The organism is Kutzneria kofuensis (genome assembly GCF_014203355.1).
Lineage (GTDB): Bacteria > Actinomycetota > Actinomycetes > Mycobacteriales > Pseudonocardiaceae > Kutzneria > Kutzneria kofuensis.
The window spans coordinates 465,612-479,449 of sequence record NZ_JACHIR010000001.1 but is presented as its reverse complement, the minus strand read 5'-3'; the positions used below and the strand labels follow the sequence as shown (position 1 = coordinate 479,449).

The 13,838-nt window shown below is 71.1% G+C and carries 11 protein-coding genes; 4 read left to right on the top strand and 7 right to left on the bottom strand.

Annotation, left to right across the window (positions count from 1 at the left end; translation table 11 throughout):
* The first annotated feature begins 60 nt into the window (after nucleotides 1–60).
* A complete protein-coding gene (locus BJ998_RS02120) occupies nucleotides 61–828 on the top strand; it encodes a serine hydrolase (RefSeq protein ID WP_184857980.1) in 768 nt (255 codons plus the stop codon).
* Between the two features lie 72 nt (nucleotides 829–900).
* Nucleotides 901–4,047, top strand: coding sequence for a glucodextranase DOMON-like domain-containing protein (locus tag BJ998_RS02115; RefSeq protein WP_184857978.1), 3,147 nt, complete (start codon nucleotides 901–903; stop codon nucleotides 4,045–4,047).
* Between the two features lie 243 nt (nucleotides 4,048–4,290).
* On the opposite strand, the gene BJ998_RS02110 is transcribed toward BJ998_RS02115, so the two are convergent.
* Nucleotides 4,291–5,028, bottom strand: a complete 738-nt coding sequence (locus tag BJ998_RS02110) for a PP2C family protein-serine/threonine phosphatase (protein WP_312889875.1) — start codon at nucleotides 5,026–5,028, stop codon at nucleotides 4,291–4,293.
* A gap of 204 nt (nucleotides 5,029–5,232) precedes the next feature.
* Nucleotides 5,233–5,952 carry a cobalt-precorrin-6A reductase gene (locus BJ998_RS02105; protein WP_312889874.1) on the bottom strand — a complete coding sequence of 240 codons (720 nt, stop codon included), beginning with the start codon at nucleotides 5,950–5,952 and terminating at the stop codon, nucleotides 5,233–5,235.
* A 22-nt stretch (nucleotides 5,953–5,974) separates the two neighbouring features.
* On the opposite strand from BJ998_RS02105, the gene BJ998_RS02100 reads away from it, so the two are divergent.
* Entirely contained in the window at nucleotides 5,975–6,742 is a 768-nt protein-coding gene (locus BJ998_RS02100; RefSeq protein WP_184857974.1) for a helical backbone metal receptor, read from the top strand.
* Nucleotides 6,743–6,842: 100 nt separating this feature from the next.
* On the opposite strand, the gene BJ998_RS02095 is transcribed toward BJ998_RS02100, so the two are convergent.
* A complete protein-coding gene (locus tag BJ998_RS02095; protein WP_184857972.1) occupies nucleotides 6,843–7,439 on the bottom strand; it encodes a GNAT family N-acetyltransferase in 597 nt (198 codons plus the stop codon).
* A gap of 8 nt (nucleotides 7,440–7,447) precedes the next feature.
* Complete coding sequence (locus BJ998_RS02090) at nucleotides 7,448–8,551, bottom strand: cobalt-precorrin-5B (C(1))-methyltransferase (RefSeq protein WP_184868363.1); 1,104 nt, start codon at nucleotides 8,549–8,551, stop codon at nucleotides 7,448–7,450.
* A 174-nt stretch (nucleotides 8,552–8,725) separates the two neighbouring features.
* On the opposite strand from BJ998_RS02090, the gene BJ998_RS02085 reads away from it, so the two are divergent.
* Nucleotides 8,726–9,445 carry a BAR domain-containing protein gene (locus tag BJ998_RS02085; RefSeq protein WP_184857970.1) on the top strand — a complete coding sequence of 240 codons (720 nt, stop codon included), beginning with the start codon at nucleotides 8,726–8,728 and terminating at the stop codon, nucleotides 9,443–9,445.
* An 11-nt stretch (nucleotides 9,446–9,456) separates the two neighbouring features.
* On the opposite strand, the gene BJ998_RS02080 is transcribed toward BJ998_RS02085, so the two are convergent.
* From BJ998_RS02080 to BJ998_RS02070, 3 genes are all read right to left on the bottom strand, one after another.
* Nucleotides 9,457–10,485 (bottom strand): zinc-dependent alcohol dehydrogenase family protein, encoded by a 1,029-nt coding sequence (locus BJ998_RS02080; RefSeq protein ID WP_184857968.1) that lies wholly within the window; start codon nucleotides 10,483–10,485, stop codon nucleotides 9,457–9,459.
* A 15-nt stretch (nucleotides 10,486–10,500) separates the two neighbouring features.
* A complete protein-coding gene (locus tag BJ998_RS02075; protein ID WP_184857966.1) occupies nucleotides 10,501–11,673 on the bottom strand; it encodes a GH12 family glycosyl hydrolase domain-containing protein in 1,173 nt (390 codons plus the stop codon).
* 69 nt (nucleotides 11,674–11,742) lie between these two features.
* Nucleotides 11,743–13,812, bottom strand: a complete 2,070-nt coding sequence (locus BJ998_RS02070; RefSeq protein ID WP_184857963.1) for a caspase family protein — start codon at nucleotides 13,810–13,812, stop codon at nucleotides 11,743–11,745.
* Nucleotides 13,813–13,838: the final 26 nt, after the last annotated feature.

The following is a 13,838-nucleotide window of genomic DNA, read 5'->3' as shown; positions in this document are numbered from 1 at the left end:
AAATACAGCTGTGACCTCGCTGATTGCAACCGATGGCCGTGATCGAACACCTTCTTCTACATGAGGCTGGGGAATCGGGGGTCGGTGCCGCTGTGGTTCGCGGTGGTGGCGGCGGTGGTGTGCGTGTTCGTGTTGATCAGGGGCCTGATCGGGGACGTCGCGTCGGCGGCGCAGCAGGCCGCGCCGCAGGCGACGCTGGGCATGGAGGTCTACGACCGCACGGCCGACAGTACGCTGCTCGCGTCCGGCGCGGACCGGCCTTTCCCGGCGGAATCCGTCGTAAAGTTGTTGATCGCCATCGACGCCCTGAGGCACCACACCGGCTCCGTCGCGAAGGTCACGCAAATGCTGGCCCGCAGCGACGATTCCATCGCGAACGCGCTCTGGGCGAGCGGTGGCGGCCCGAAGATCGTCACGAGTCTCGCCGCGGAACTCCATCTGCAGCACACGACTGCGCCCCAGGACTCCGCCCGCTGGGGCGACACGACGACCACCGCCGACGACGTGGTGCGGATCTACAGGTACCTGGAGTCGGCGGGGCAGCAGACGATCGTCAACGCCCTCCACCACGCCCCGGCGACCGCCGCGGACGGCTTCGACCAGTCCTTCGGCATCCCATCCCTGGGCGTCGGCGACTGGTGGGTGAAACAGGGCTGGGGATGCTGCCGGCCTGATCGAGTCCTGCACACGACCGGACTCGTCGGCAGCGGCCAGCGTTATGTGGTAGTCATCCTCAGCAGCGCTCCCAGCAGCACAAACGCCGCCGACGAGGCGGCGTCCATCACCGCGGCGACCCGTGCCCTGCTTCCTCTTCTCAAGGCACGATAGCTTCAGTGCCAATTGAAGTGAACCCTCGCTATGGTCGTTCCGATGGCCGATCCAACGGCAAGGGGGCAACACATGCTGCGGGGACTGACACCGGTGATCCTGGCGTCTCTGGTGGCAACGGCGGTACCGGCGACGGCCGACCCGGTGACGCCAGGCGCGCCCGGTGTGACGGCGTACTTCGACACCGGGCGGAAGGACTGTCTGGGCACGGCCCGGAACACAAGATCGAAGGTCTGGTACACGGTCGCGGACGGCGTCCTGTCGGACGTGTACTCGCCGACGATCGACAACACCAACGTCGGCACCCTGCAGTACGTCGTGACCGACGGCCGCACGTTCACCGACCTGCAGACCAGGGACACCACCTACACCGTCCGCGCCGACAACACCGGCATGGTCTGCACGGTCACGTCGACCAGCGCCAAGCACCGATACCGGCTCACCACGACGTACATCACCGACCCGGCCCGTGACTCGGTGGTCATGCACACCACCGTCGACGGCCCGCCGAACCTGCACGTGTACGCCCGCCTCGACGGGCACGTGAACGGCAACAGCGGGGACAGCGCCGTGGTCGCCGGTGACGTGCCGGTGCTCTACGACACCGACACCGTCAGCCAGGCCACCAACCGCGACTACGCCGTGCCGACCTTCATGGCACTTGCCGGCACCACAACGAGATCGGCGACCGTGGGCTATGCCGGCACGGCCAGCGACGGCCTGACCCAGCTCGACGCCAACCGCTCCCTCACTCGCTATTCGACGGCCACCAACGGCCACGTCACCGCCACCGAGGACGTGACCGGCCGGGAGTTCACGCTCGCCCTCGGCTTCGGCCGCAGCCAGGCCCAGGCCGTCGGCACGGCCCGTGCGTCCGCCCACTCGTGGTTCGACCGGATGCGGGACGACTACGCCGACGGCTGGCGGGACTACGACTCGAGCCTCGTTCACGGCACCCTGCCGCTGGACGCCAACGTGCTGAAGGCCAGCGAGGACAAGACGTTCCCCGGTGCGGTCGTCGCCTCGCTGGCCAGTCCGTGGGGTCAGGCGGTGAAGGCCGACAAGCCGACGTACTTCGGTTCCTACCGCGAGGTGTTCGCCCGCGACGCCTACGAGGCGTTCACCGGCTTCCTTGCCGCGGGCGACAAATCCACCGCCCGGGCCATCGCCACCTTCCTGCTCGCCAAGCAGCAGCTGCTGACCGGCGAACTGCCCCGGAACTCGCTCGTCAACGGCAAGACCGCGCCGGACACCGGCGGCGACCAGCTCGACGAGACCGCGTACCCGATCCTGATGGCCCAGCTGACCGGCCTGAACGACAATGCTTTGTGGGCACAGCACATCAAGCCCGCCGCCGACTATCTCCTGTCGCACGGGCCGTCGTTCGGCGTCGAGCGCTGGGAGGAGCAGTCCGGGTATTCACCGTCCACCATCGCCGCCGAGATCGCCGGCCTCGTCGCCGCCGGGGTGCTCGCCGACCAGCACGGCGACCACGCCGACGCGCGGATCTACCGCGCCGCCGCCGACGACTTCCAGCGCAACGTGAAGTCGTGGACCGTGACCACCTCCGGGCCGTACGCGCCGTCGTACTTCGTGCGTCTGACCAAGAACGGCGATCCGAACTCGGCCGTCAGCTACAACCTCGGCAACGGCGGACCGACCGTCGACCAGCGGGCCGTGGTCGACGGCGGCTTCCAGGAACTGGTCCGGCTCGGTGAGCTTCCCGCGTGGGACAAGGACTTCACCGCCTCGCTCGCCGTGCTGGACAAGCAGATCTCGGTGCGGACCGCCACCGGCGTCGGCTACTACCGTTACGGCACTTCGGCGGCCGCCGGCAGCGCCGACGGCTACGGCGACTGCTACCAGCCCAGCCAGAGCACCTGCACCGGACAGGGGCAGCCTTGGCCCACCACCGACACCGGCACCGGGCACCTGTGGCCCGTGCTGTCCGGTGAACGCGCCGAGTCCGCCCTGTCCGTCGGCGATCACCGCACCGCGAAGTCGTTGCTGGACAGCATGTTCGGCTCCGCCTCCGGCGTCGGCCTGGTGCCCGAGCAGGCGTGGGAGAACCCCGACCTGCCCGCTTCCCCTTACGGCACCGATCCCACCGTCGCGTCCATCGGCTTCGCCAACGGCCACGCCGCCGGCTCCGCCTCGCCGCTGACCTGGGCCCAGGCCCAACGCCTCCGCCTCGCCGCCGACCTCCGCGCCGGGCATGTTCTCGACCGCCCGTCCATCACCACCGACCGCTACGTTTCCCATGCCGCCCCCGGCAAGGCAGGCGTCACCGTCTCCGCTGCGGCAACTGGCGCTACCGCTTCGGTGACCGGAACGACTTCACCTCACGCCGACGTCAGCGTTCAGGCCGTCGACACCGACACCGCCGGCAAGGCCTCCACCGTCAGCACCACGGCCGGTTCCGACGGCACCTACTCGGTGACCGTCCCCATCGGCTTCGGCTCCAACTCCATCACCGTGGGCGTTTCCGCCGCCGGCAACCGGACCGGCTACGCCCACACCACCGTCACCGGCGACCTGGTCGGCGGCACCACCGTCCTGGACACCACTGATCCCTCCGGCGACGACAACGGGCCCGGCACGTACCAGTACCCCACCGCCCCCGACTTCGCCCCCGGTTCCTTCGACCTGACCCGGTTCCAGGTGGTCACCCTCGGCGACACCGTCTACCTTCGGACCACTCTTCGGAACCTCGTCCCCACCTTCGGCAACACCATGGGCGCCCAGCTCCTGGACATCTTCGTCCGCACCCCGGACAAGCCCACCTCCACCGCGGCTCCTTTCCCCTCCCGCAACTACCAGGTCTCGCCGTGGTCCCAACGCATCGAACTCCAGGGCTTCGCTTCCCCGGCCTGGGGCGACGCCGCCGGACACCAGGTGGGCACCCCCACCGCCGCCGTCGCCTCCGTCGACACCAAGACCATCACCGTCGCCTTACCCAAGGCCGCTTTCGGCACCCCCACCGCCGGCTGGACCTTCTCCGTGGTCCTCACCGGCCAGGACGGTTTCAATGCCGACCAGGCCCGCTCCTTCGCCCCCACTCCCCAGGGCTACCAGTTCGGCATCTGCCCCGCCGGCGGCACGGAAGCCATCTGCGCCATCGACCCCGCCACCGCCGCCAAGGCTGTCGACACCGTGCCCGCATCCCAACTGGACCCGACAAAGGGCCAGGTGGTCATCGGCGCCGTTGCCGTCCCGTAGCGGGTTGGGGCCCGAGTCGCACCCCGCGTCCCGGGCCCCGGGTGGAAGGCCAGGGGCGGTCCGTTGTGGCCGGAGTTCGCTCCGGTGCGGCTACAGGTTCTGCGGCTCCGACTCGGCCGGCCTTCCGATCGGACGACCTTGCTGCGGCGGATTTGCCGGTGTCCCAAGCCATTCAGCCGACCCGGCGGATGTGGCGGCGCGAATTGCCTTGTGTGGCAGTGGTTCCGGAGGGAAGTGAGAGGGCTACTGGTGCACCAGCGGTGGGGTGCCGAGGCGGGGGACCGGCGGCGGCTCGCGGCGGACGGCGGACCAGTCCACCACCACGGCGCTGGCGTTGTCGCGGCCGCCGAGGGCGCCGGCGGCGTCGGTGAGGGCCTGGGCGGGGCGGGCGGAGGTGGTGAGCTCGCGGTGCATGGCGATGGCCGGCACGACCTTGTGCACGCCGTCGGTCGCGAGTAGCAAACCCGAGCCGTTGGTGCGGACCTGGGTCCAGCCGATCTGGTCGGTGGAGGTGGTGCGCACGGTGTTGGTGACGATGTGCTCCATCCGTGGCGTGGTGGGCCGCAGCTGGGAACGGAGGTAGGCGGCGACGGTCTGGTCGGAGGTGAGCTGGTGCAGGGTCCGGTCGTCCCACAGGTACGCCCGGCAGTCGCCGACCCAGGCGATCCGGTAGCCGCTGCTGACCCGGTCGGTGAAGGGCATGGCCACGATCAGCACGCAGTCGTCCTCGTCGAGCAGCAGGGCCTGCTGGGCGGCGAGCATCGCCTGGATGGCCCCCTGGGCGACGGGCGTGGCGACGGCGGCGGTGACGGCCTTGCGGGCGGCCTCGGCGGACCGCGGCGTGTCGCCGATGCCGTCGGCGACGGCGAACACCAGCTCGCCGCTGGCCGGGTCGCGCCGGGTGGCGACGGCGTCGGCGTTGACCGCGCGAAGGTTGCGCTCGCTGGCGGTGTCCCAGCGGATGTCGAGATCGTGGTGCACGGCGATCTCCTCCCCGAACTCGGCGGTAGGCGACAGCCCACCGCACACGACCAGGTTCGCGGACTCGCCTGTGAGGACGCTGAGACGGTCGTAGTCAATTGCTGAGGGAATTCGGGGCCGCCCTGCTTACTGCGTTCGCCGCGCGAGCCCGAAGCGTAGGGCATGGGTACCCGCTGCGCTGGCTTACGCAACCGTAGCGTGTCCCTAGATCACCCAGTTGGCGGCTTGATCCACTGTGGACACCACGGTAACCGCAGGTGAGGGGGGTCGTCGGACGATCACCACGGGGATGTCGAGCCGGCGGGCGGCGACCAGTTTCGCGTCGTCGCCGCCGCTGTCCTTGGTGACGAGCACGTCGATGCGGTGATCACGCAGCAGCGCGAGCTCCGAATCGACGCTGAACGGACCACGGGCGAGGATTGCGTCGATGGGCACGTTCGATTGCTCGATCGACCTTGCGAGCAGCCACACATCACTGAGACGGACGAAGGGCGCCAGCTCCTGGCGGCCCACGGTGAGCAGGGCCCGGGTGCCGACCGTGGGCAGCAGCGCCGCGGCATCGGCCACGGAGTCGACCCAACGCCAGTCGTCGCCGTCGACCTGCTGCCAGCCGGGACGGCGCAGCACGAGGAACGGCAGCCCGAGCGCCGTGGTCGCCGTGGCGGCCGAGGCGGTGATGCGGGCCGCGAACGGATGCGTGGCGTCGACGACGGCGTCCACGCGCTCGTCACGTAGCCACGCGGTCAGGCCCTCGACGCCGTCGAAGCCGCCGATCCGGACCTCGCCCGGCGGCAGGTGAGGGCTGCTCACGCGCCCGGCCAGGGAGGTGACGACGCGCAGGCCCGGCACATCGCCGCCGACCAGCGTCTCCGCCAGTCGGCGTGCCTCGGCGGTGCCGCCCAGCACGAGCACGGTCCTGCCCACGGGCGCACGATAGCCTGACCGGGTGGCCCGCACGGAACGTGACGACCTCGGCCGGGAGGTGACGCTGCCGGACGAGGTGCGGCGAGTCGTGTCGCTGGTGCCGTCGCTGACCGAGGCCATCGCCGCGACCGACCGCGAACTGCTGGTGGCCGCCACGGACTGGTGCACCCACCCGGCCGACCTCGACGTCGAGCGGGTCCGTGGCACCAAGAACCCGGACACGCGGCGGATCGCCGAGCTGCGGCCCGACCTTGTGGTGGTCAACAAGGAGGAGAACCGGGAGATCGACGTCCGGCGGCTCGAGCAGGCCGGCGTTCCCGTGTGGGTGACCGTTGTCGAGGACGTCGAGAGCGCGCTGACCTCGCTGGACCGGCTGATCGCCGTGGCGCTGAACCGCGAGGCGCCGGCATGGCTGGACGAAGCGCACCGGCAGCTCGACGGACCGGTCCCGGCGCCGGAGAAGTCGGCGCTGGTGTGCATCTGGCGGGATCCGTGGATGGTGGTCGGCAGCCGCACCTTCGCCACCGACCTGCTGGCCCGGGTCGGGGTCGCCAACGTCTACGCCGAGCACCCCGACCGGTACCCGAAGCTGGAGCTGGACCAGCTCCGGGCGGCCGGCGCCGACCTGATCGTGCTGCCGGACGAGCCGTATGTGTTCACGGCCACCGACGGACCCGAGTGCTTCGACGCCGACCGGGTGCGGCTGGTCAGTGGGCGAGTGCTGACCTGGTACGGACCATCACTCGCCACCGCCGTCCACACGCTGCGCGGGCAACTCGGGCTGCGCTAGACCGCTTCCCGTGAGGCGACGGCTTTGGGGCGGGTGCGGTGTTTCACCCAATGCAGGGCCAAGGTGGACATGGCATGCGCGTCGAAGGGCTCGGGCCGCATCAGACCGCTTCCCGTGAGGCCACGGCCTCGGGGTAGCCGCGGTGCTCGGCCCATTCCGGGGCCAGGATCGACATCACGTGCGCGTCGAAGCGTTCGCCCTCCCACAGCAACGCGTCCCGCAGCACGCCCTCGTGCTGGAAGCCGACCTTCTCGTACACCCGCCGCGCCCGGGGGTTGAAGGAGTAGACCTCCAGGCTGATCCGGTGCAGCCCGACCCGCTCGAACGCGTAGCCGAGCACCAGCCGGGTGGCCTCGGTGCCCAGCCCCCGGTTCTGCCCGGGCGCCCCCAGAGCGATGCGGAACGAGCAGGAGTTGTTGTTCACGTCCAGCTCGTTGAGCACGACCTCACCGACGTACTTGCCGGTGGCGCGGTCGACGGCGGCCAGGTCGAGGCGGTCCTCGTGGTCGGCGCGGCTGCCGTACCACTGGCGCATCGGCTCCAGGTCGTCGGGCGACAGGGTGCCGTGCGACCCGGTCAGCCGCAGCACGTCGCCGTCGGCCAGCACCTCCAGCATGGCGACCGCGTCGTCGGCGATGACCGGGCGGAGCAGCACCGACTCGCCGGCGAGCACGGGTTTCTCACGGAAGTTGGGCATGGGACGGATCATGCCGGATGCCCGGAACGACCGACCACGGTCCCGGCCCGATCGATCACCACGATGTCGACCTCGATCCCGGAGCCGCGCAGGATCTCGTCGGCGGTGGCCAGGCAGCGGTCGGCGATCAGGTCGGCCAGCGGCAGCCCGTCCCGTTGGCACAGCTGCAGAGCGCCGAGGGCGGTGTTGGCCGTCCGCACGGCCTCGACGAGCTCGGCGGAGCCGCCGGCGGAGGACACGAGCGACGCCAGCAGCTCGTGGTCGACTTGCGAACGACCTGAGTGCAGGTCGAGGTGGCCGTCGGCGAACTTGGCCAGCTTGCCGACGCCGCCGGCGATGGTCAGCCGCGGCACCGGGTGCCGGCGCAGGTGCTTGAGCATGGCGCCGACGAAGTCGCCCATGTCGAGCAGGGCGTCCTCGGGCAGCCCGTACAGCTCGGTGACCACCCGTTCGGACGTGCTGCCGGTGCAGCCGGCGACGTGCCGGTGTCCGGCGGCGCGGGCGACGTCGATGCCGCGCCGGATGCTGTCGATCCACGCCGAGCACGAGTACGGCACGACAACGCCGGTGGTGCCGAGAATGGACAGCCCGCCGAGAATGCCGAGCCGCGGATTCCAGGTGTGCCGGGCGATCTCCGCGCCGTTGTCGACGGAGATCTCGACCACGACGTCCCCTGAGCCGCCGAACTGCCCCGCGATCTCGGCCACCACGTCCCGCATCAGCTGGCGAGGCACGGGATTGATCGCCGGCTCGCCGACGGCCAGCGGCAGCCCCGGCTTCGTCACGGTGCCGACGCCGGGCCCGGCCCGGAACACCACGCCCGAGCCGGCGTCGCCGTGCCGGACCGTGGCGCGGATCAACGCCCCGTGGGTGACGTCGGGGTCGTCGCCCGCGTCCTTGACGATGCCGGCCGTCGCCGCGCCGTCGGCCAGCGACTCCACCGCGAGGGCGAAGGCCGGCCGCTGGCCCTTGGGCAGGGTGATCTCCACCGGATCCGGGAACGAGCCGGTCAGCAGGGCCGCGTAGGCGGCCTTGGTGGCGGCCGTCGCGCACGCGCCGGTCGTCCATCCCCGGCGCAGCCCGGTCGCGTCCCTGCTCACGCGCACCAGCATCGCATCGGCCAGCTTCCCCCGAACGGGCGGCCAACTCGCGCCCCACGCCGCCGTGATGTCCGGCAAGATCAGGTCGAGTTGAGGAGGAGCAGTGACCGAGCTTGCGAGGGAACCATCCAGCACTGCGACCGTGGTCGCGGACCTTCGTGTTCCGAGCGTTGGCGAGGTAGGCCCGTGACCGGGACGATCGACCAGCTCCAGCAGCAGATCACGGAAGTCAGGGAGCAACTCGCCGCGCTCGTGCAGCGCGGCGGCCGCGTGCGGCCCGGGCTGGACGACGTGAACGAGGACCTGGCCGACGCCGTCAAGACCCTCGCCCAGGCACACGACGCCGAGCGCCGGCAGCTGACCGCCGAGCAGGCCAACGCCCTGCGCAAGCGGATCGCCGACGTGCAGACCCAGCTGGCCAAGCCGCCGAGCCGGCGGCCGGGCGGGGACAACTACATCAACCTCACGCCCAAGCAGGTCCAGGCCAAGTGGGCCACCGTCGAGGCGGCCCAGCGCATGATCGAGGCCGACCGGCAGAAACTGGAGGAGGCCGGCCTCGGCGGCGGCCCCGACAAGGACCAGATCGCCGCCGCCAAGGCCCGCATCAGCGTCGTGGCCAAGCAGCGCCTCAACGACGCCATCGCCGCCGGCGACCCGCTCCCGGCCTGGCTGACCAGCGCCGTCGGCGCGGTGCCCAAGCCCAATCCCGAGCCGTGGGCCAAGGCCGCCCACAACCTGTTGGTCTACCGCCTGGAGCACGGCGTCACCGACCCGATCCTGCCGCTGGGCGACAAGCCCGGCGCCGACGACGCCTACGGCTCGCGCCGGGCGGGGGAGTACAAGAAGGTGGCCGAGGAGCTGAACAAGCTGCACGGCCTGGGCGGCACCAGCGAGTACAAGCTGTAGGGGGCGGCCACCTACGGCTTGATCATGGTCATGCCGGCGGCCGTGGACCGGTCCATCTCCGCCAGCGCGTCGGCCGCCTCCGCCAACCCGATGGTGCGGGCCACCAGCCGGTCCGGACGCAACGCCCCCGAAGCGACAAGGTCCATCATCGTGCCGTAGGCGTGGGCGGGCATGCCGTGGCTGCCGAGGATCTCCAGTTCCCAGCCGATGACCCGGTCCATCGGCAGGGGAGTGGGCCCCGACGGCAGGAGGCCGACCTGGACGTGGCGGCCGCGCCGGCGTAGGGACAACACCGAGTTGGCGGCCGTCACGGGATGGCCGAGGGCGTCCAAGGACAGGTGAGCGCCGCCGCCGGTCGCCTCGACAACGCCGGAGACCACTTCTGGACACGCTTCCAGGCACACTGCGGCGCCGAACTGCTTGGCCAGGTCGAGGGCCGCGGGGTTGACGTCGACGGCGACGACCTGGGCGCCGCTGGCGGCGGCGATCATGACCGCGGAGAGGCCGACGCCGCCGCAGCCGTGCACGGCAACCCACTCGCCGGGACGCACCCGCCCTTGGGACACAACGGATCGAAACGCCGTGGCGAAACGGCAGCCGAGCGCTGCGGCGGTCTCGTAGGTCATCTCCTCGGGCAGGGCAACGAGATTGACGTCGGCGTGGTCGATGGCGACGTACTCGGCGAACGATCCCCAGTGCGTGAAACCTGGCTGGGTCTGCTGGGAGCACACCTGCTGATCGCCGGCGGCGCACGACGGGCATCGCCCGCACGCGCAGATGAACGGCACGGTGACGCGGTCGCCGACCCGCCACCGAGTGACGTCGCCGCCGACCGCGCGCACCTCCCCGGCCAGCTCATGCCCCGGCACGTGGGGCAGTTCGGTGATGTCGGAGTCGTGCCCCTGCCAGCCGTGCCAGTCGCTGCGGCACAGCCCGGTCGCGCGGACCTCGATCACCACCCCCTCCCGCTTGGGCAGGGGATCGGGAACCGGCCGGACCTGCGGTCGACCGCCGAACGACTCGTACACGACTGCTCGCACCCGACCACCGTAACTTCAGCTGCCGAAGACCTGGAATTCCCACAGCGAGACGCCGTACGGGGTGGCCCGGGTCTGGCCGAGCACGCGGACGTAGCGGCCGCTGCCGGACACGGTCAGGGTGTTCACGCCGCCGGTCCCGGCCGATGTGGCGTAAAGATCCGTCGACGTGGCGAAACTGGGATCGTTGGACGCCTGGACGCGGAACTGCCTGGCATAGGCGGCTTCCCAGTTCAGCACGACCTTGGTGATCTGGTGCGCCGAGCCGAGGTCGACGTCGATCCACTGCCCGTCCTGGAAGGCGCTGCTCCACCGGGTCGAGGTGTTGCCGTCGACGGCGTTGGCCGGCGGATAGGAGGCGTTCTCCTGCGACGACGCGGTCACCGGCCGGCCCTGCGACAGCAGGGAACCGCCGCCGCCTCCGGTGCCGGCGGTGGCGTTGAAGGAGAAGCTGTTGGTGGCCAGCCCCTGCCCGCCCTTCCAGATCTCGAAGCCGGCCTCGGCGTCGAGCAGGTAGTGGTTGGCGTTGGTGACGCCGCGGGCCACCGAGTCGTCGATCAGCGCCTTCACGTTCAGGCCGTTGAAGGCCGTGCCGCCGCCCTGCAGCACGTAGGAGACGATGTTCCAGGACGTCTGCCGCCCGGTCCACACGTCCCAGTTGAGGCCGGCGATGTTCGCCGACGCGACCTTGGCGCCGAACGGGGAGACGCCGCCGCGGCTGTTCAGCCAGATCATGATCTCGCTGCCGTCGGGCTGGCCGCCGGTGGTGGGCGCCGAGTTGGTCCACAGGTCGTAGGCCACGTCGTAGGCGCCGCTGGCCGGCTGCGTGGTGCTCCACGACGACGTGGAGCTGGCGATCTTGCTGACCTGGATCGGCATGCCGCTGTTGGCGGTGCAGGCGCCCCAGTGGCAGCCCTTGTAGATCGACGGGTACGTGGCCGGTGCGCCGCCGGACAGGGTGAAGTTCGCGGTGCTCACCGACCATGCGGTGCCGCCGGTGTAGGTGATGCACTGCCGGTCGGACGAGTTCCACTCGTTGGCCTGGATGGTGTACTCGCCGCCGTTCGCGCTGATCGAGCCCTGGGGCTCGCAGGTCGTGGTCGCGGCGTGCGCGGTGGCGGCGGGCAGCAGCATCGCCGCCGCGCCGACCAGCGCCGCCACGGCCAGCCGTCGCAGCTGTGCTCCGGACATGGAGGGGCCTTTCGCAGGGGCGGGTGGCGGCCCACGGATTCTGGAAGCGCTTCCAGAAGGTAACCCGGGTCACACCCGCCTGTAAACTCTCGCCACGGCGGAGCCGGCCAGCGCGGCCGTGACGACGCCGTGCAGCAGCGCGAACCACGGGGCGGTGACATCGGGCCCCCACACGTCGTCACCGACGTAGGTGAAGTTGGCGCCGAGCAGCAGCGACCCGAGCATGAAGAACACCTCGGGCCCGGCGTACGCGACGATCGCGGTGGTGAGGAACAGGCGCTGCGGCGCGGTCACCGTCCGCGCCAGGACGGCCAGCAGGCACAACCCGGCCCACGGCACGACCGCGAGCAGGCCGGCGACCAGCCCGAGCACGCCACCGATGGTGAACGAGCTGTCGAAGCCCGCGGCATCCACGTACGGCACGGCCGCGAACAGCAGGATCAGCTCGACCACGGTAGCGCCGATGGTCACCCAGGCCAGGGGCCGCTGTGTCGGCGGCACCAGTGTCACCCGACGCGGCACCTGGTCGAACGGCCACAGCCGGATCGCCAGCACCACCACCAGCGTCGCCGCCAGGGCCAGTTGCAGCCAGGACCACACGTTGCCCACGGAGTGCACGCTGCCCAGGCCGTCGACCAGCAGAAACACGGCGTTGGCGGTCACCACGCCGTGGCCGACGACGCGCTGCGGTCCCGACCGCTCCAGCAGCGGGATGCTGATGAGCAGCGGCCCCCAGCGCAGCGCCTCGTAGACGAAGCCGAGGAAGGTCGAGTGGCCCAGCATGTCGCCGGCCGCCCCGAGCACGACCACCAGCAGCGCCACCGCGACGCCGAAAAGCACGCGCCAGTCCCGGAACCACGTCAGGTCCGGCGCCGGAATCGTCGCCCGCGTCGCCCACAACCGCCCCGCCGGCCGGCACACCACCGGCACCACGATCGGCCCGAGCCGGCTGGTCACCGTGAAGTCGCCGCGCAGCTCGCCGTAGCCCTCGGGGTAGGCGGCCGGATCGGCGCGCACGACCACCGAAGCACCCTCCTGCGACACCCGCAGCCAGCGGGTTCCGGTCGTCACGTGGAAGATCCGCGCCAGCGGCGCACCGGCCAAGGCCACGACCTGTTCCGTGGCTTCGCCGAGCTCGACCACCGACGGCGACGCCCGCAACTGCGCCACCGCCAACGCCTCCACGGCGGCGGTGCGCACGGTCACGCTGTCGTCGCCGGTCAACGTCTGCAACACCGTCAGCGCGCCCGCGGCAACGGCCACGTCGTCGCCGACCAGTAACGTCCGCAGCTCGCCGACCGCCGCCAAACGGATGCCAGCGTCAAGATCCTTCGCCCGCGCGGAAAGGGATTCCGGCACGTCGACCGGCGCGATCCGGCGCGCCAGCGGAGTACGGGCGACCAGCAGCGAAGCGCCGTGACCGCCGCCGGACTGATGCGGCGTCTGATGCGCCGTCGCCGCGACAACCCTTGCGTAGACGTACTTGTAGAGCTCGTCCAGGTCCACCGAGCCGTCGCCGTTGAGATCGGCGTCGCCGGTCCGCAGGCCCTCCACGACGGCCTCGGTGAACAGCGACGGCCGTAACCGGCCCGACTCCGCCAGCTCCTCGCCCTCGAAGGCGTACTCCGTCGCCGACGAAGCCGTGATCACCACGCGGCTGCGCCCCGGCCGCAGCGGGAACGACTGCTCGACATCGACCTCGTCGACCGCCCGTGACACCGTGCCCTTGGCGAACGCGCCGCCGAAGCAGCAGTCCAGCAGCACTGCCACGTGCGCGGCCCGGCACTCGGCCAGCTCGTCGTTCACGAACCGGGCCGGCACCGCCGTCGCGGACAGCCGGTTCGGCACCGTGTCCGTGCCGGCCAGGAACAACTCGCCGGCGGCGTTCTTCAGCCCGTGACAGGAGAAGTGCAGCAGCAGCACGTCGTCCCGGCCGGCGCCGGCGAGGAAGTCCGCCACCCGGCGCTGGATCTGGTGCGACGGCAGGTCCCGCGCCACGTCCACCTCGAAGCCGCCGAGCTCCGGGTCGGCCAGCACGGCCCGCAGCGCGTCGGCGTCGTGCGCCGGCGCGGCCAACCGGCGCAGCCCCCGGTGCTCGTAGGAGCCGGTGGCCACGATCAGCGCTCTACGCGCCCCCATCAGCAGAGCGTGCCCGGCGGGAACAA